Origin of the sequence: Paenibacillus sp. FSL H7-0737, from assembly GCF_000758545.1 — a bacterium.
Taxonomy (GTDB): Bacteria; Bacillota; Bacilli; order Paenibacillales; family Paenibacillaceae; genus Paenibacillus_AQ.
Genome location: NZ_CP009279.1, coordinates 2,655,327 through 2,673,006, shown reverse-complemented (window position 1 = coordinate 2,673,006; position 17,680 = coordinate 2,655,327). Strand labels below are relative to the sequence as shown.

Sequence of the window (17,680 nt, the reverse complement as noted above, 5' to 3'; positions counted from 1 at the left end):
TGTAGATTGTTTTGTTATACTGATGCTTGCCTTAAATTTTAATATTCGCGAAAGGTTGTGACAGCATTAAATGAATCAACACCGTACTCCCCTCTTCACAGCTTTAAAAAAGCATGCCGCCGGCAATCCCGTTCAATTTCATATCCCGGGGCATAAGAAGGGGCTAGGAACCGATGCCGAATTCCGTGAGTTTATCGGCGATAACGCTCTATCCATCGATCTAATCAACATCGCACCGCTTGATGATCTACATCAGCCAACTGGAGTAATCCAGGAAGCTCAGAAGCTGGCTGCGAAGGCTTTCGGCGCCGACTATACGTATTTTAGCGTACAGGGCACGAGCAATGCCATCATGACGATGATCCTCTCTGTCTGCTCACCGGGTGATAAAATAATTGTGCCGCGCAACATTCATAAATCTGTGATGTCGGCCATTATCTTCTCCGGAGCCAAGCCTGTGTTTGTCTCGCCTGTTCAGGATGAGAATCTCGGGATAGATCACGGCATAACGACCAGTTCGCTGGAACGAGCGTTAAGGCGTCATCCAGACGCCAAAGGAGTTCTAGTAATCAATCCCACGTACTTCGGTGTATGCGCCGACCTGCGTTCGATTGTCGACCTGGCTCACCGTTACGGTGTACCCGTATTGGTGGACGAGGCACATGGAGTACTGATTCATTTTCATGAGGATCTGCCGGTATCGGCCATGCAGGCCGGCGCGGACATCGCTGCCACTAGTGTGCATAAACTTGGCGGCTCCATGACGCAAAGCTCGGTACTGAATCTTAATGCTAAGACGGGTCTGATTAACCCGCAACGGGTACAGACCATTATGAGCATGCTGACTACAACATCTACCTCATATATTTTATTAGCGTCTTTGGATACATCAAGACGTAATCTCGCGCTGAACGGTCATGAAATGGCGGAAAGAACCATCAGACTGTCCAACTACGCACGCGAAACGATCAATACCATCGAAGGCCTGTACAGCTTTGGAAAAGAGATCCTTGGGACAGAAGCAACATTTGATCATGACCCAACTAAGCTCAACATTCATGTGCGCCATTTAGGGATCACAGGATACGAAACCGAAAACTGGCTGCGCGAAAAGTACAACATCGAAGTAGAACTAAGTGACATGTATAATATTCTTTGCCTTATTACCCCAGGTGATACCCAAGAATCAGTAGATAAATTATTAGCTGCACTTAGGGTGTTGTCCGCCATTCATTACAGCAAGGGTGAAATCTACGAACTTAAGGTTCAGGTTCCAGAAATTCCACAGCTTGCTCTGATTCCAAGGGACGCTTTTTATGCGGATACGCAGTTAGTTCCATTCCGTGAATCTGCTGGCTACATTATTGCAGAGTTTATATATGTATATCCGCCTGGAATTCCTATTCTTCTCCCTGGCGAGGTTATCACTCAGGATAACATCGATTATATTATTGACCATGTGGAGATCGGACTTCCGGTTAAAGGTCCTGAAGATCGCAGCATCACGAACATAAAAGTGATTGTAGAAGCCGATCCTATTTCCTAAGATCCATCATTTTCCTAAAAAACTTCATTCATTTATACAAAAACCCGATACCATAATAAGTATCGGGTTTCTGTATATAAACATCAACTGTCATATACACAATAGAACAGCTTAATTTAGTCGCTAAAATCTATTCTTGCTGAGCAAGCAGATTGTTGTAAGCTTCTTCAACAGCTTTCCATTCTTCTTCATCTTCGATATTGTACAATACCATTTCTTCGTCTTCTTCTTCCATACGCAGAATAATGCCATCCGCTTCAGGATTTTCCTTTTCTAACAGCAGCGCGTATAGTTTCTCACCGATGTCGAAAGTTTCAACCAATACCATTTCAACATCTTCGCCCTGCTCGTTCGTCAAGGTCAGCACAAACTCCTCGTGCTCATGGTCGTGATCATGCCCGCAACCGCATGCTTCACCATGCTCATGTTTGTGATCGCTCATTGTAATACCTCACTTTGAATTGTATTATCCTACATCTGGTATACTACCACGTTAGATTAGTTCAGGTCAATTTAGAACCCTTAATTAAGAGCTGTAATTACCTTTTCTGACACAAGAACGTAATCCGCATTTTTGGAAGCTTTCATGTAGAAGCCTACCCGATATTTGCCGGTTTCTTTAAAATCATAAGTAAACTCCGAGGTCGGAAACCAGAAATTATCCTTCTGCGAGCCTTCAAGCTCCTGCGACTGAATATCCTTAACATTACCAGAGGGGTCCGTTATGGCTACTTTTACAGCTGAAACCTCTTCTGTTAAGCTATCTACCTGGGTTAATATTTTAATCTTAAGCTTGCCTACGTTTACGTTACCAAAGACCGTATTATCCTTAAAAAGAACAATATGAACATTAGGCTTAAGAATCGTCACTTTTCCAGATCCATCCCAATTCACTACCCCGCCCGCTTCTCTAGCGGGAATATATGTTTTTCCATCAATCAAATAACCGCCGTCTACAATTTCCGTCCCGTTGTTCCATACCCTGATTTTCTTACTCACAGAATCGGCGAACAATAAGGAGCCACCCATCAAGGAAAAAGCAAACACACATAAAGTGACTTTTTTCCATCTATTCATTTGAAACCCTCCAAATAATTCATGCTATTAATGTATACTTACTTTGTCTCAGCAAGTTGCGCTAATTGTAGGTAAATATTTCATTCATCTTCCGAAAAATGATATTATGTACTTGTTCAAAGTTGATATATTAGCTAACAGCGATTTCAGGAGGGTACTTTCTTATGAGTCTGAGCCTACAAATGCTAGGAACTGGCAATGCTTTTGCTAAAAACTATTTTAACAATAATGGCTTGCTACTAGCTGATGATTATACCCTACTGATTGATTGCGGGATTACAGCCCCACTTGCCATGCATACCATCGGGAAATCCTTCCGTGACGTTAACGCTACTCTAATTACGCATATTCATGCGGACCATGTTGGAGGTCTAGAAGAGCTAGCACTTACGCTAAAACACATATACGGGAAAACAATGACATTACATTTACCAGAGACGCTTGTTGAGCCACTTTGGAACAACACCTTAAAGGGTGGATTATATCAAAAAGATGCAGTAGCCTCCCTGACGGATATCTTCGAGGTTACACCTATGAAACCCGGAATTACGTACAAGCTCGCTCCTTCTCTTACGCTCGAGATCATACATACGCCGCATATTCCTGGCAAAGATAGCTATTCCCTTCTAATAAATAATGAGATTTTCTACAGCGCGGATATGACTTTTCAGCCGGATCTACTTATACGCCTTGTCCGTGAGCGCGGCATCCGAATGATTCTGCATGACTGTCAGCTTGGTGGATCAGGTGTTGTTCACACCACGCTGGAGGAGTTAATGTCTTTACCTGAAGATGTTCGACGTATCATCAAGCTCATGCATTATAGCGATGAACAACCTCAATTCGTCGGACTTACTGGAGAGATGGAGTTTATTGAGCAGCATGTAATTTATAAACTCTGATTTGATTAAAAAAAGACCGTACATTGACGTCCGATGACGTATGTACGGTCTTTGCCTTTAGAACTATGAGAAACTCGGAAGATTATCCAAATTGTTGGTTGGATCCCCATCCGCGTCGCCGCGAATATAAGTTCCTCCGTCTTTACCTTTAAAAGCATTCACTCCGGCAATATTTCCGGCCTGTACTTCTTGAAGCGCTTGGTCATACGCCAGGACACGTCCTGTAGAGGTCTGGAAACTGGTTAAATCTCCGTCTCCATTTTTCTGTACAGCTACGAAACTTTCGCGTTCGTTATTTGGCACTTCAGCTCGCCCCTTGCACTTGGATTTGCCATCATATGGCACATCCTAGCTTGCGTAATGAGACGGTAAATTATGTGTGCAAATCTTAAAGCGTTTTCTGCATCCGTACATGTAGAATACCTGCGTCATAAAAAGGTTCCGTTGAAATCACTTCATATCCTAGCTTCTTGTAGAAATTCTCAGCTTGGCACTGTGCATCAAGAATCGAAGCTTCCAGTCCAAGTTCCCGAGCAAGCTCTTCCATAGCTAGCAACAGAACACGTCCGTATCCTTTGACTCGATAATCTTTCAGTACGGCGATACGCTGCATTTTGGCTGTACCTGCTTTGTAATAAATCAATCTTCCTGTAGCCACAGGTACACCTTCATCTATAATTAGAATATGGTGCGCATTCGGACCGATAACATCGTATTCATCAATTTCTTCCTCAGCCGGTACCATTTGTTCCTCTACAAATACTTTGGTACGAATATCCAGCCCCATTTGAAGCTGTTCCTCTGTAGTTACCCGTAAGATTTCTGCCGCCATGTTAGTCCCAAACTCCTCTCTCTATATATATCCAACGATAGTTGTCTATTATATAAAAATTCGACTAGAAAGAAAAGCCTGAGCATGAGAAATCGTCTTCTGTCACTACTCTAATCTGCAGAATATACTTCTTCAGGAATCGAACGATTGTATGTGTCTTGCATCACTGGTGACAATGGAGGGTACTGACCTTTTGGCTTTCCATCTAGGTTAGTCATTTCTTTGATTTCCATGATTTTTGTTGGCTTCGCCTCGGAACATCCTCCCAAGACCATCAGTAACAGCAGACAAACGCTGACTTCCCATTTCAAAAATTTAGGCATGGTTTTACTCCTTTCACCGTTCAACTGCGGTTATTCTCATTACAGCTTTGACGGTTCATGAGTTTTATAAACCATTGGATCACTTCATTGCCCGATTCTAACCCTTATAGATTCACATTTCCAACGGCATGGACCATGTACATCATTCCTCCCAAAAAGCCAGCTAATACAAAATAAGCGATACCGTATTTCCAGCGTGAGCTAGCCGGCACATCGTAATACTTGTCGTTCTCATAGACAGAATAGCTGATATCACAATTCATCTTTAGATGAAGCCCATTCTCTAAGGTCACAGGCTCTAGCTGCGAGATACGTACCTTTTCAATGATGCATTGCTGCGGAAGCGTAGCTCTACCAATGTAGTTCAGTTGATCCCATCTCACCCCTACATACTGCTGTCTTTCCAAATCACTGTAAGTAGTAAAAGGTAAATCTCTTCTATGCTCTGGTCCTGGAATCATGTAGCCTGCATCTCTAAGTGGCTCTACTGGAATTAAGAAACTCTTCGTTACAGAATAAAGGCGATTGTTAGTGCGTCTCTTCACATATTTGTTATACAGATCGTAAGCAAATAACGCCCAAATAATAAAGAACAAGATCGAACGCATATAGATGATGATGGCTAAACCACCCACGAGCCCCACAAGCCACAGCCAGCGCGTCACCGCGGTTGCAATACGGCCGCCGTCAAGCGGGTGAATCGGCAGCAGATTGATCAGATTAAGTAAAAAACCTATATAAGCCAAGGAATAGAGAAGTGGACTATCCATGTAATAAGCCGCTCCAAAAACGGCTGTAGCCCCAATGGTTCCTAAGATCGGACCTCCAAAAGCAATATAAGCTTCTGTCTGGGCATCCAGCGGCTGTTTCTTCATTGTAATTAAAGCTCCCAAAAACGGTATAAACAGTGGAGCGCTGACTGGAAGCCCGATCCGTTTCGCTGCTATTACATGTCCTAATTCATGGACTAGCAAGAGCAGGACAAAGCCCACGGCAAACCCCCACGGGTAAATCAAAGCATAAGCCCATATTGAAATCATCATTGAGATTAACGGCCCGGCAATTTTACCTATTTTCAGAAGAGACAGAATCGCCTTTCCTTTAAACAGGAGCATCGCCGCCCCGCCCCCCAACCATTTCCATGGCGTGGAAGAATTCTTTTTCTGCTCATTTTGCGGCAAGATCTCAAGCTCCTTTTTCTTTCAATTTTTATCTAACTGCTGTACATTACCCTCCATTTTATCATAAGTGCTTAAGGAGTATTTCCATAAAAAAGCACTCGGCTAAGTATACGACGCAACTTTTAGAATCGTTTCAAGGTCAAACAAACAGATAATGGATAATTTTCACTATTATTCAAGGGAAGAAAGTGATTCCGCTCCAATACACAACCACCACCTCACACAAAATAACCCAAATTTTATGGTTACCCTATGGGCTAACGCCGTGAACGTTATAGGCTACGAACCATAGACTGTTATCAGGGTTATTCAATTGAGGAGGTTATTTATGGATACAAATGCAAATTTACATCAACAGGTCAGTTGGAATTGTATGAACAAATACGTTGGTATTACAACGACTGACGGTCAGTCCTTTGATGGCTTTATTGCCCATGTAGATCAAAACTATGTTACTCTTGCGGTTCCTAGCAACGAAATGGTAGAACGTTTAAACGGAATGCCTACACACGAATCGGCGTATAGACAATTTGGTTTCCGGCCTGGCTTTTTCCCAAGACGTCGCTTCTTTCCACGACGCATCCCTTTTTTCGGCATAAGCGATATATTTCTACTCCCGTTCTTTATCTGACGTGGCTCATGGGGATGGAGCGGCATCCCCTTTTCTTTTTTATTTTAAAGACTATGTAAACTATCATACCTATAGATTGTAAAAAAAGAATTGCCATCCTACTCTATCGTATGGTATTATGAAATTCGTCGCAGGACGGTAGCTCAGCGGGAGAGCACTATCTTGACAGGGTAGGGGTCATGGGTTCGAACCCCATCCGTCCTATATCGAAAAGCCTTGAATTTCAAGGCTTTTTTTGTTTTCTATTCACTTATCATTCTATTAAAAACCCCTGTGAGACGAATTTGATACGAATCGCGATTACTTTTCGTATCAGTTCATGTGATCCTCTGGGAAAATATCATCGCTTCTACCCTCCAACCAATTCCTAAATTCCGCTTTACTGATATATAATTTCCTTCCCACTTTTGCAACATGAAATACGTGGAAGCCTGTTTACAATCCTTTCAATTCTATCGCTGTCCATGCCATCTTCAGGCTCATGGAATCAGAGCCAAAAGAGAAAGAAGCCGCTACTGAAAGCAGCAGCAATATTCCTAGGAGTAAAAACAGACCGAAATACGATTTCCCTCTTAAATTAGGGATAACAGCTGTTTTATCATCTAGCTTTCTATTTTTTTCATATGTTGACACTAGCTTCTCAACTACAAAATCTAGCTGCTTATCAAAAGATTAGATATCGGAATAATACGAAAAATCAATATATAGCCTTGCAGCTTATCCCCAGGCTCCATCACAGCATGTCGAATATCCAGCACATTAACGGCTGCATAAATCCATGCGGCAATATGATCTTCCAACTTCATCTTACATTTCACTCCGATCCGTTACACAATCTATTTAAGTTAATTACATCTCAAACATTGATAATGATTATCAATTATATCTGGAACCGTTTATCTCTCATAATGGGGCATCATGCCTATGGTTCCTTATATAAACGTTATTTGAACTAAACAGGAATAATCTCTCAATATTGCATCTCCTATAATTTAGCATTAATATAAAATAATGAGACTTACTGAAAATCGTTAATGAGTATCGTTTTGAGGATTATTGCATTTTCGCAAACTCACTAAGGAGTAGGAGTGTTTTTTATATGTTATAGGGGAAAACGAATATTGGGACCAATGACTGAAGCTGATGCTCTACGTGAATGGTTTACTCTTTCCGGTACAGTGAAGGACATTTATATTATTGAGGTTGATGAGAACAATAAAGTAAGGCGCCAGATTGGACCCACAAAGAAGAAAAAGAAATAAGCATAGCCTGCAGCAACCTACTATAACTTGATTGAAAAAGAAATAAAACGTAAAAAAGCCCCACCGACCTTTATAGGTTGATGGGGTATTTTATTAAAATGGAAATTTAGTAAGCGAGAATATTAAGAGTACCATCCCAACAATCGAAGACAGAGCAGCCATTTTATCTTTAGTTTTAAAATAGGTAGCTCCTCCATTAAAAATCAGAGCTCCACACATCCCCATCATTGTCCAAGACATGATCGCTTGATCCTGACCGCGGAAAAATAGTATTGCCAGAATGATTGTTGCTGCACTAAATAGAATACCGAACAGCCTTAGTGCTTTCAGCAAAAAATCCCCTCCCGAAATATAATGGGCTAATGAATTTGCAGCTTACTCGATATTACAAGAAAAAATGTAGCCAATGGGCCACAAAGCAAAGAAATTAAAAACCAGTTTAATCCACTCCTATTTTTACCTTGTGCTAACCCAGCATTTATTAATGCTAATGTACCCCATCCAACAAAATACCCATTATCCATCACGCACACGACCTTTCAACATCATTTTATAGGAATACGAATATCCAATATAATGGTTTCATCATAAGCAAATGTTGCAGGGATTTGTTATACATGCTGAGATTTCAACAACTACTTTATTCTTGTGGCGATAAGCTGGATCGTTTCATCAGAGTCTTTTACAAGACATTTCAAAGTAGTGCCCAGGACAAGTGAAAATAAAGAGATCATAAAACAAATGACTGTAATCATTGCTCCTCTTAAGTCATTTGTGAAATTATAACGCAAGATTTCTGAGAAGCTGCTAGTAGAAAAGAAAATAATAGTCAAAATAAAAAACAATCCAAAAACACAAAATAAAATGTTTGATATTTTATTAACTCTTTCAAAATAGCTCATATATTCAACTCCTCTGATCAAGATAATAATCCACCAAGACATAAATGGAACCGGCAATACCAAAAAGGATAATGGCTATACTACTATTCAAATGATATTCCTGTATAAAGCGTTCATCGTATGCCTTGTAAAAGAAAACATATCCCCCGATACCACTCAGAAGCAATATCATTATGCGGGTAATCAAAGGATTTGCAACCATTCGAACAACCCAAGAGAAAGGAAAAATTATAATTGGGTAAAGAACGGCTGAAAAAAGAAATGCTAAGAAAATAAAAACAAACCCTATATTTTGAAACCCATAGTATTCAGTCGTACTGATCTTATTTCCTTCCCATAGCTCTAATCCAAAAGTGGCCAAGGTGAATAAAATCGTCGAAACAAACCATAACATGATATGCTTTACTACACGCAAAGTAATCCCACCAATTTTATGCTTTATATATCAGCCATTTTATTCATAAGTTCTATTGTTAAATCTGCTTCCAATAATCATTTAGCACTTGGTTCTATTGAAGTTAAAAAAGGTTTTTGCCCTATTCTACTATTATAGGAAACAAAGTACTCCTCATTTATATTAATCAACTTAAATATTCCTTTTGGGATTGTGACTGTAGTTTGATCACCGCTCATATTTTGTACTACTATTTCTCTTTTATCTACTGACACTACATTAACAACAGCAGATGTACCTGCCATCAAAAGGTACCATATTATAAATAAAAAAATGATCAAAGGAAGAAAAGAGAAGATTTTACGATTATTCATATCTATCACCTCAGAGTAAGAATCATATAATGGACATGATAGTTACCTCCTATCCATTGCCGAACAATTCTTGTATGTATTTTTCCGACATATATTCTCTAAATTCTTTATCTAATAAGTATATTTCATCTTGTTTTATCCACTGGTAGTTAAAAACAGTTCCACAGTCCTCTCCTTCACCCTCTCCAGTGAATCTCCACTTTTCAGGTAATCTTGTTTCTGGAATCAGAAGGTAGTCATGTCTTTCAACATTTGCATCTATATAATCCTTATAATAATATTGTGTTCCTATTTTCTTTACTAATTTAAATTGTTTAAGTCCACTTTCTTCTTGAATTTCCCTGAATAAGGCTTCTTCTTCTGTTTCCCCGGCATCGACATTACCACCTACTAATCTAAAGGGTACTTCTGGTACATTAAGATAAACTAATAAGGTCTTTTCTCCAACTTCATTGTCTTGCAAAATAAATCCGTATACCTTCTTTCTAATCGGTTTCCCTATCTTCATCGTGTCCCCCTATTTAGCTTCTTATAAACGAAAATAAAAAAGTATTTGATCATTGATCAAATACTTGCTCAGTCGTAAGGTGTTATGAATATATGCTCCCTTGTGGTCATCTACGTTTACGCTATTCGAACATCCATAAATTTACTTTATTGTATTCTGAAAACCTAAATTAAACAAGTGTAACTCTTTAATTCCCACCGCTGATCAAAATAGCACTCCGCTTCTGTTTAGCACATTACAATCTATTGTGCATTTTATATAGAGAAGCTTAATAGAAAGGGGTGGATCAGAATGGCAACTCGTCAACCTGATTTGGTATTGATCACTTGGAGCAGAAATCCTTTGGTTCGTGGCTCTGCACGTAGGATTATTTCTGTCCGCATCATTGGAAATGCTGAGCCTTGTCGACCTAGCTTAAGACCCAACGGGCTACTTGACACCGCCTTAGCTTGTTTATTAGATAATGACATAGGTTTTAAAGTGGTGTTTCGTAAAAAAACTTCAAGGATTAGCGGCTATTTGCTGTTACAACGCCATTAATATTTTCAGAGGGCAGCTAAGTTGCTGCTCTTTTTTAACGTTGAATAGAACCTGAATCTGATCGAAATTAGGTGAGTCCATGAACTTACAAGATGTAAAGAAGAGCTATGATTTAATCGTAAGCTTAGGTATGTCTTGTGCTCCTGCTATAAATATGCAAAGAAATAACTTGAGAACATTCTCCATGCCTCTCGACTGGATGATTTCTTATTCATTAACTGATGTAAACAGACTTTATAAAAATAGATTTCAGAATTTTATGGAGTTAACAAATCTGCAAATGCTCGAAGAGACACATTTTTTTCTAGAGGATGGAGTGCCCGCTTATCCTAATGGAAACAAGAATACGTTAGTGAAATCGTATTTTATTCAGGATACCTTTTATAACATTATCTCGGTACATGATTTTCCTATCACCTTAGGTAAACATTGGTCTACGACCTATCCATCTTATAAAGCAAAGCTGGATTTACGAATTAAGAGATTTTGGGACAAATTACTAAGCAGTAAAAAAATTCTATTCATTAGATGGTTCGCCACATACGAACAGGCTGTAGAGCTACAAGCGATTTTGTCTGATATATTAAAGCCGAACGAATTCACTGTCCTTATCCTTTATCCCGTTCGTGAATTAACATCAGTACGAGAAATCCATTGGAATATTAATCATATTTGTGTGTTAGAATTTCCTGATGATATGAACGATTATGATAGCTGGGATTATATTTTGAAAGATATACAAATAACGAGCGATTAATTTATCTCTTATTAAAAAATGACCCTCTCATGGGTCATTAATGTGGACGGCTTCGGTCAATCAAATGATTAATCATTTCTTGCGCAGCAAAAACATATGGATTCAGATATAACCTACTGATACCTACAAATATAGCAATAGGGTTACTGACTCCAAAATCGCTTTGGCTCCAAAGTGATTTTGGATTTGTAAGTTCAGGCTCTACAAGATCATACTTTTCCATCAGCCTTTCCTTTGTTTCACTTTCCATTGCAGCTCCGTTTCCTTTATCCGCAAAGACTGCTCCTGATGAAAAACACGCCATGATCAGAACAAAGGAAAAAATGAGTATTGCTAGTTTCTTTTTACACATAATACAGCTCCTAATTCTTTCTATGGTCTACACTAAACTCTAAACCTTGTACCAACTCAAATATTTCTTGGGTAATCGCAGGAAATCTATGTATTCGACATTTCTTGATCAGTTCTAGATCATATTCTATAAAAAAATGGGATAAAAAGTATTAAATTCTATAATACACCTTTCTCTATATAAAAACAAAAGCACCCCACAGCTATAATTAGTAGGGTACTTTTGAATAATTTCCGTATTTACAATAGCAACATCCCACTAAATATTCTATGGGGTTGGAGTTCCGCCATTGGCATTTAGCGTTTCGCCACTTATATAGCTCGATTCCTGGCTAGCAAGAAATACATATGCCGGAGCCATCTCTGCAGGCTGTCCCGGACGGCCTAGTGGTGTGCTCGCGCCGAACTCCTTCAGCACTTCCTCTGGTTGCCCACCCACCACCTGAAGAGGTGTCCATACGGGACCTGGTGCCACTACATTAACTCGAATGCCCTTATCAGCGACTTGCTGAGCGAGAGATTTACTGAATGTATTGATCGCAGCCTTGGTCGTCGCGTAGTCCAATAGGATCGGCGAAGGGTTATAGGCTTGAATGGAAGAAGTGTTGATGATGGTGCTACCCGGTTGCATATGTTTCACTGCCGCTTTACACAGCCAGAACATGGCATACACATTCGTCTTAAATGTATCGTCAAAATGCTTCGTAGTAAGATCAGCAATATCGGGGACGAATTGCTGTTTGCCCGCTACATTGGCTAAAATATCAATCCCACCCAGTTGCTTGACCGCAGTATCGACGAGCTGTTCACAGTACTCCTCGTCCTTAAGATCACCTGGGATGGCGATTGCGGTTCGTCCTGCTTCCTGCACCAGCTTGAGAACCTGCTTTGCATCCTCTTCTTCCTCCGGCATATAGGATAAGACAACATCTGCGCCTTCACGAGCAAAAGCAATCGCAACAGCTCGGCCTATCCCGCTGTCTGCCCCTGTAACAATCGCTTTTCGTCCAGTCAGACGTCCGGTGCCTTGATAGGTATCTTCACCTGTATCAGGCACGGGATTCATCTTCTTCTGAAGCCCCGGCTCTTGTTGCTGCTGTTGAAATTCAGGTCCTGCCTTGGTGTACTGAGTGGTAGGATCTTGCATCGTATATTGGTTAGACATCGATCAATTCCTCCTTTATTTTTAGAAAACCATTTTTTATTTAACGAACTCTTTTTTATGTAAACACAACAGTACACCGCTAAACATACCTCATCGATAGCATAGTCCTGAATATTTCCACAAAAAATACCCCAACTACCTGTTAAGGTAGCTAGGGTATCTCATACTTTAAGTATCATTAATCATTTAATGGCCTTAAATTTCCTCTGACCTGTCTGGAACCGACTCATAACGAGTACGTATTTCACGATTTTTAGCGTAGATGTATAAATCTAAAGCCACTATTCCTCTACGTGCCAATTTTACTAGCAGAACGAAGAAGTAGATTCCCAAGCCAATTGATATCAACCAAATTAAAAAGAACAAAACACCTACTCCCCCTCCGAAAAAAAGACCTGTGTGTTCCATACGATTTATCCGCTCCTTAAGCAATTTTCATTTTTTATCAGTCTATATTGCATAAGCTTAAATAAATATATGGAAACTCACACATGAATCGGGACACCCTCCACACAGTTTCGCGTATACATTACATAAAGGAGTGATAAATCATGGGCTTTTTTATTTTCCTCTTTGTTCTGTTAGCGCTACTTAACATCTTTTTCCCACGATTCGGATGGTACATGAGATACGGATGGATGGTCAAAGGTGACGTTGAGCCGAGTGAGGCTTATTTATTAATGACCCGCGTCAGCAGTATAGTGGCACTTATTGTCCTCTTTTTTATCTGGTCTAGTTTCTGACTTATCCTAACGCTCTTAATACATCCTCAATCTTACGCTGATGCGACAATACGCCGTAATTCATCCAGGCCATGAAATCCACCTCATATACGCTGCCGTTACGTACAGCAGGTAAGTTGCGCCAGAGTTGTGTATCCAGCAGTTCCCTTCCTCCCCCTTCAAGCTGATCAAAGATAATAAACAAATGATCCGCAGTCAGATTGGCAAGCTCTTCTTTTGTCAGGTTCACCCGATTCTTTCCACGGGTCAACTTCCGAACCAAGCTATGGGGTTGCAAGCCCAAATCATGATGAAGCACACTTCCTGTATACCCCAAATGCTCACATCCATAAAGAGTGATTCCGTAGACTGAGATTCTTAAACAAGCTATGGTCTGACTATGGACGGAACGGGTAAGCAGCTGCTTGGCTTGCTGTGCCTGATGTTCATAATTGTCGATCACTTCCTGGACACGTTCCGTTCTGCCAAAGACGGCTGCTGCGGAATACAAAGTGGCACGCCAATCCTCTTGATGAACAGGTAGCTTGAACAACGGAGCGATCCGGCTGCACTCCTCCAGATGCCAACGATGAAAGCCATTATCCAGCAAGATCAATTCGGGCGTATACCGGGAGAGCTCCTGCCAATTACGAGTCGAAATATCTACCTCAGGCACATTGTGGAGAGCCAAGTACTCTTGTTTCCCCCACTCGGCGTGAGAATATTGCGCCACAGGCGTAATATCCAGAGCCAATAGATAATCTTCCAAAAAAGGAGCAAACACCCTCAATCCATCCTGATGGAAGCTTCTGTATTGGCCTGGAGTAACACCCACCGATCTTTTAAAACGCCGATTAAAATAATACTCATTACTATATCCGACGGATACCGCGATATCATGCATACGGTCATTCGTCAGCAGTAGCTGCTGCTGCGCTCTTTCGATACGAAGCCCGTTCAAATGCTCCAAGGGAACCCTCCCTGTCACCTCTTTAAATGTTTGTGTGTAACGCGCACGTGTAATACCTGCAACTTCAGCCAACTGATCAACGGTTACGGCTTGGTTATAATGCTCCTCCATATAGTGAATGGAACGCTGTATTGCCTCATGATCACCCGTGACCTGAACGAAAGAGGAATTTGCACGCATGATTAGCAGTAGCAGCTCCTGAAAGCGCGTATGGCCTGCGAACCATTCGATCTCATCTGTGCTTCTACGGCTATGGTAGATAGCCTCTAGCAGTAATTTACATTGTGAAAAGGGTCTACAGCTTAACAAACCAGATCGAAGGATGTCCTCTTTAGTCCTTCCTTCTATTTCACTCTGCCTGTTTTCCCCGGTTTCGATGATTTCAAAAGTAAGCCGATAAAAGCTAAGCCCCCGCTCCTCGGCATTGATTTTGCTTAATAACCCTGGTTCGAACAAGAACCCAGTACCTTTTTCCAGTGGAAACTGCCTCAACTCAGCCTCAACATACCCCTGTCCTTCCGATACAATGAGTAGTGTATGATCCTGAAACACCTCACTCTGTCCGCTTCCTGACAGGGATTGGGTTTCTATATTTATCAAGCTATAGAATAGCTTCCTTCTATGGCTGTCTTGCAAATCTTTTGCCATTCTCCCGCCCCCAATTGAGAACCATTTTCATTCACTTCAGTGTAAAACAAAAAATAAGGTCTATCAAGGGTGCTGATAGACCTTATTTTTGCTATTCCTTCAAGGCGGCTGCCATTTATTTCACCATAGCTTCCAGCAGGTCATCAAGCTTCATCGAATTGGCCGTGATGGCACCAGTCTGCCAGTGGGAACGTTCCATTCTATAAACATTCCCGTTCTTCACTGCGGGCAGGCTCTTCCACAGCGGCCCATCAAGAATTTGGATCGCTTCCTGATTACCTTCAGTATCCCAGCCCCCGTTGTCAGGGAATACGATGATATGATCCGCTTCAAGCTGAGGAATAAGTTCTTCGGAAATAATAGATTGATATTCGGTCATTTCTGCAGCCATAGGCACGGGTGTCAGGCCAAATTGAGAATAAATCACACCGATAAAACGGTTTTTAACACCGAACAAAGCAAAGGTCTTATCCGCTACGTTGAGCCGGATCACTGCTACTTTTTCTTGCCCCAGAGCCTGTTGCAGTTTAGCTTTTCCATCTGCCACTTTCTGATCATACTCGGCGAGCACAGCCTCAGCCTTCTCCGGAATACCGAGCGCATCTGCAATCGCTGTAAGCACTTGTCTTGAGTCCTGCAGCGCCGCCTCAGGGAGACGATACGTTGGTGCTATCTTGGAATATTGTTCATACCTCGCCGCATCCGCGCCTCCGTCCGCAATAATCAAGTCAGGGTCTTTCTCCAACAACGCTTCCAAGCTTCCGGTGATATCAAATTCTGGCACATCGAGATTTAAGTAATCCTGTTTGCCCCAGCTTGGATGATACCACTGAACCACCGGGGTAATCCCCAATGCCTTCAAATAATCTTCAAGGTAAATCCCGGCCACCCGTTTAGGGTTGACTGGAATCTCAACATCTCCGAATTCCCCTGTAATCGTCCGAGTTGCAACCTCTTCCGAAGCATTTCCACTTCCTTCGCTCGGTGTGCTGCTAGCTGAGGTTGATTCCTCTGCATTCTGTGTTTTAGCAACATTATCTTTCGTAGTATTGCTATTCGTTCCGCATGCCGTCAGCGCGGTCAATGCCATAATAAGTACTGCTGACCATAAAAACTTCCGACCCCATCTTACCATTATCCCTTCACTCCAGTGCTATATTTTCATTGATTATCATTCTCAATAATCATTATCACAATAGTAGCATGACTTTTATAGCTTTCAATGCACTTTCTCTGCAAAAATCTTATACAAACTATTAACTAGTTTCTTCCCTTCTTCACAAATTTCTTATTATTTACGATTGATTTATACAATGCTTTCGCTTACAATAAACTCATAAACGCGCGTTTATGAAAAGAGGGGAAACATGCGCAGCGAAGATATAGCTAAGTTGGCCGGGGTTTCCCGAAGTACGGTATCCCGCGTGATCAACAATTATTCCAACGTCCCTGAAGAGACCCGGGCCAAAGTGCTGCGGGTGATTGAGCAACATCAGTACGAACCGAACAGCTTTGCAAGGGCTTTAGCCGGTAAGAAGACCGATACGATCGGACTCTTCGCCATCAGTATGAACGAGAAGGAGAATACTACCCGAATTTATCAGAATAATTACTTTGCTCCATTCGTTGATGCCGTAGTCGACACCTCGAATGCCCGCGGATGTTATGTACTGATTCATACAGTTTACTCTCCCGACGATTTCATCAAGGTAAAGCAAGCTTTTCTTCAAAAACGGATTGACGGCGGTATCATTGTCGGCACTCAGAAGGATATTAATATCGTCCGAGAAATGGTAGGGCTCGACTCTCCTCTCGTATTAATTGATTATGATATTTCTGAGATTATGTCGGAGCATCTTGACCGCAATCATCTGGCCATTGTGAACTCCAAAGATTACGAGGGCACCACAGAAGCGATTGAATATTTGATCTCTCTGGGTCATCAAGAGATTGGCATCATCTGTGGGCAAATGAATACGTACTCTGGACGAGAGCGTTATACGGCTTATGAAGATACGCTGAAGAAACATGGCCTGCCTGTAAATGAGAGATTTATTCTGAAAGGTGATTTTCTGAAAGAGACTGCTTACGAAGAGGTTAAGAAGCTCCTTGCTTCTGGAGAACCTTTGCCAACGGCCTTCTTCTCCTCCAACGATGATATGGCTATATCAGCGATGGAAGCGTTCTCCGAACACGGAATCATTGTCCCTGAAGATCTCTCCATGGTTGGATTTGATGACATTCAGCTAGCATCCCGTATTCAGCCTAAGCTGACCTCTGTACGCTTGCCAATCTATGAAATGTCTAAGGCTGCAGTTGAAAAAGTAATCGAGCTGTGTGATTCACAGCAGCCGACGTTTAGCACGATCAGCTTTCCAGCTCGTTTAGTGGAGAGAGATTCCTGTCAACCGCCGAAGAAATAGCTTAAGATCAATCCTTCGCTGAAGAAATCTACATATTTTTCCGTGAAGCTGCTATTTGATTCGGTATCGAAACTACTGCTTTAATTGTCTTGCTTAAAAGCATTGAAAAAACTCCCTTCCCTCGAGGGAATTTTTTCTGAAACTTATAAACGCGCGTTCACAATCGAAAGGA

General features: G+C 41.3%; 23 protein-coding genes and 1 tRNA gene. 9 read left to right on the top strand and 15 right to left on the bottom strand.

What is annotated here, in order from left to right; translation table 11 throughout:
- The first annotated feature begins 70 nt into the window (after positions 1–70).
- Positions 71–1,546 carry an aminotransferase class I/II-fold pyridoxal phosphate-dependent enzyme gene (locus tag H70737_RS11420; RefSeq protein WP_042126789.1) on the top strand — a complete coding sequence of 492 codons (1,476 nt, stop codon included), beginning with the start codon at positions 71–73 and terminating at the stop codon, positions 1,544–1,546.
- A gap of 130 nt (positions 1,547–1,676) precedes the next feature.
- On the opposite strand, the gene H70737_RS11415 is transcribed toward H70737_RS11420, so the two are convergent.
- Both H70737_RS11415 and H70737_RS11410 read right to left on the bottom strand, forming a co-directional pair.
- Entirely contained in the window at positions 1,677–1,988 is a 312-nt protein-coding gene (locus tag H70737_RS11415; protein WP_042187300.1) for a DUF1292 domain-containing protein, read from the bottom strand.
- 80 nt (positions 1,989–2,068) lie between these two features.
- Positions 2,069–2,623, bottom strand: coding sequence for a copper amine oxidase (locus H70737_RS11410; protein WP_042187298.1), 555 nt, complete (start codon positions 2,621–2,623; stop codon positions 2,069–2,071).
- A 164-nt stretch (positions 2,624–2,787) separates the two neighbouring features.
- Here H70737_RS11410 and H70737_RS11405 point away from each other — a divergent pair, with 164 nt between their 5' ends.
- Positions 2,788–3,525 (top strand): MBL fold metallo-hydrolase, encoded by a 738-nt coding sequence (locus H70737_RS11405; protein WP_042187296.1) that lies wholly within the window; start codon positions 2,788–2,790, stop codon positions 3,523–3,525.
- A gap of 63 nt (positions 3,526–3,588) precedes the next feature.
- Here H70737_RS11405 and H70737_RS11400 read toward each other — a convergent pair whose 3' ends face one another.
- The 4 genes from H70737_RS11400 to H70737_RS11385 form a co-directional block, all read right to left on the bottom strand.
- Positions 3,589–3,828, bottom strand: a complete 240-nt coding sequence (locus H70737_RS11400) for a DUF3892 domain-containing protein (protein WP_042187294.1) — start codon at positions 3,826–3,828, stop codon at positions 3,589–3,591.
- A gap of 85 nt (positions 3,829–3,913) precedes the next feature.
- Positions 3,914–4,357, bottom strand: a complete 444-nt coding sequence (locus H70737_RS11395) for a GNAT family N-acetyltransferase (protein WP_042187292.1) — start codon at positions 4,355–4,357, stop codon at positions 3,914–3,916.
- Between the two features lie 110 nt (positions 4,358–4,467).
- On the bottom strand, positions 4,468–4,680 hold the full coding sequence (locus H70737_RS11390) for a hypothetical protein (RefSeq protein ID WP_042187290.1): 213 nt from the start codon (positions 4,678–4,680) through the stop codon (positions 4,468–4,470).
- Between the two features lie 104 nt (positions 4,681–4,784).
- On the bottom strand, positions 4,785–5,861 hold the full coding sequence (locus H70737_RS11385; protein ID WP_042187288.1) for a site-2 protease family protein: 1,077 nt from the start codon (positions 5,859–5,861) through the stop codon (positions 4,785–4,787).
- 328 nt (positions 5,862–6,189) lie between these two features.
- On the opposite strand from H70737_RS11385, the gene H70737_RS11380 reads away from it, so the two are divergent.
- Positions 6,190–6,492, top strand: a complete 303-nt coding sequence (locus tag H70737_RS11380) for a hypothetical protein (protein ID WP_042187286.1) — start codon at positions 6,190–6,192, stop codon at positions 6,490–6,492.
- A 132-nt stretch (positions 6,493–6,624) separates the two neighbouring features.
- Positions 6,625–6,696, top strand: a tRNA-Val gene (locus tag H70737_RS11375).
- Positions 6,697–7,145: 449 nt separating this feature from the next.
- On the opposite strand, the gene H70737_RS30695 is transcribed toward H70737_RS11375, so the two are convergent.
- Entirely contained in the window at positions 7,146–7,298 is a 153-nt protein-coding gene (locus tag H70737_RS30695) for a hypothetical protein (protein WP_156113101.1), read from the bottom strand.
- 315 nt (positions 7,299–7,613) lie between these two features.
- Between H70737_RS30695 and H70737_RS30690 the strand changes: the two genes are divergently transcribed.
- Entirely contained in the window at positions 7,614–7,754 is a 141-nt protein-coding gene (locus H70737_RS30690) for a hypothetical protein (protein WP_156113100.1), read from the top strand.
- Between the two features lie 93 nt (positions 7,755–7,847).
- Here the strand turns inward: H70737_RS30690 and H70737_RS11365 are convergent, their stop codons facing one another.
- The 4 genes from H70737_RS11365 to H70737_RS29770 form a co-directional block, all read right to left on the bottom strand.
- Positions 7,848–8,087 carry a hypothetical protein gene (locus H70737_RS11365; RefSeq protein WP_042187283.1) on the bottom strand — a complete coding sequence of 80 codons (240 nt, stop codon included), beginning with the start codon at positions 8,085–8,087 and terminating at the stop codon, positions 7,848–7,850.
- A gap of 573 nt (positions 8,088–8,660) precedes the next feature.
- Positions 8,661–9,071 carry a hypothetical protein gene (locus H70737_RS11355; RefSeq protein ID WP_052404254.1) on the bottom strand — a complete coding sequence of 137 codons (411 nt, stop codon included), beginning with the start codon at positions 9,069–9,071 and terminating at the stop codon, positions 8,661–8,663.
- Positions 9,072–9,148: 77 nt separating this feature from the next.
- Positions 9,149–9,424: a hypothetical protein gene (locus H70737_RS11350; RefSeq protein WP_042187280.1), complete on the bottom strand. Its 276-nt coding sequence runs from the start codon at positions 9,422–9,424 to the stop codon at positions 9,149–9,151.
- A gap of 49 nt (positions 9,425–9,473) precedes the next feature.
- Positions 9,474–9,932, bottom strand: coding sequence for an NUDIX domain-containing protein (locus H70737_RS29770; RefSeq protein WP_052404253.1), 459 nt, complete (start codon positions 9,930–9,932; stop codon positions 9,474–9,476).
- Between the two features lie 291 nt (positions 9,933–10,223).
- On the opposite strand from H70737_RS29770, the gene H70737_RS30235 reads away from it, so the two are divergent.
- Positions 10,224–10,472, top strand: a complete 249-nt coding sequence (locus tag H70737_RS30235) for a hypothetical protein (RefSeq protein WP_076299475.1) — start codon at positions 10,224–10,226, stop codon at positions 10,470–10,472.
- A 79-nt stretch (positions 10,473–10,551) separates the two neighbouring features.
- Positions 10,552–11,229 (top strand): DUF1796 family putative cysteine peptidase, encoded by a 678-nt coding sequence (locus H70737_RS11340; RefSeq protein WP_042187278.1) that lies wholly within the window; start codon positions 10,552–10,554, stop codon positions 11,227–11,229.
- Between the two features lie 37 nt (positions 11,230–11,266).
- Here H70737_RS11340 and H70737_RS11335 read toward each other — a convergent pair whose 3' ends face one another.
- Together H70737_RS11335 and H70737_RS11330 are read right to left on the bottom strand one after the other, a co-directional pair.
- Positions 11,267–11,581 (bottom strand): hypothetical protein, encoded by a 315-nt coding sequence (locus H70737_RS11335; RefSeq protein WP_042187276.1) that lies wholly within the window; start codon positions 11,579–11,581, stop codon positions 11,267–11,269.
- Between the two features lie 267 nt (positions 11,582–11,848).
- The gene (locus tag H70737_RS11330) at positions 11,849–12,745 is read right to left on the bottom strand and encodes an SDR family oxidoreductase (protein WP_042187274.1); all 897 of its coding nucleotides are present in this window, start codon (positions 12,743–12,745) and stop codon (positions 11,849–11,851) included.
- Positions 12,746–13,296: 551 nt separating this feature from the next.
- Between H70737_RS11330 and H70737_RS11320 the strand changes: the two genes are divergently transcribed.
- Positions 13,297–13,488, top strand: a complete 192-nt coding sequence (locus tag H70737_RS11320) for a DUF6199 family natural product biosynthesis protein (RefSeq protein ID WP_042187270.1) — start codon at positions 13,297–13,299, stop codon at positions 13,486–13,488.
- 1 nt (position 13,489) lies between these two features.
- Here the strand turns inward: H70737_RS11320 and H70737_RS11315 are convergent, their stop codons facing one another.
- Together H70737_RS11315 and H70737_RS11310 are read right to left on the bottom strand one after the other, a co-directional pair.
- Positions 13,490–15,085, bottom strand: a complete 1,596-nt coding sequence (locus H70737_RS11315) for a helix-turn-helix domain-containing protein (RefSeq protein WP_042187268.1) — start codon at positions 15,083–15,085, stop codon at positions 13,490–13,492.
- A 115-nt stretch (positions 15,086–15,200) separates the two neighbouring features.
- Complete coding sequence (locus H70737_RS11310; RefSeq protein WP_042187266.1) at positions 15,201–16,220, bottom strand: ABC transporter substrate-binding protein; 1,020 nt, start codon at positions 16,218–16,220, stop codon at positions 15,201–15,203.
- Between the two features lie 232 nt (positions 16,221–16,452).
- Here H70737_RS11310 and H70737_RS11305 point away from each other — a divergent pair, with 232 nt between their 5' ends.
- Positions 16,453–17,508, top strand: a complete 1,056-nt coding sequence (locus H70737_RS11305; RefSeq protein WP_042187264.1) for a LacI family DNA-binding transcriptional regulator — start codon at positions 16,453–16,455, stop codon at positions 17,506–17,508.
- The last annotated feature ends 172 nt before the right edge of the window (positions 17,509–17,680 follow it).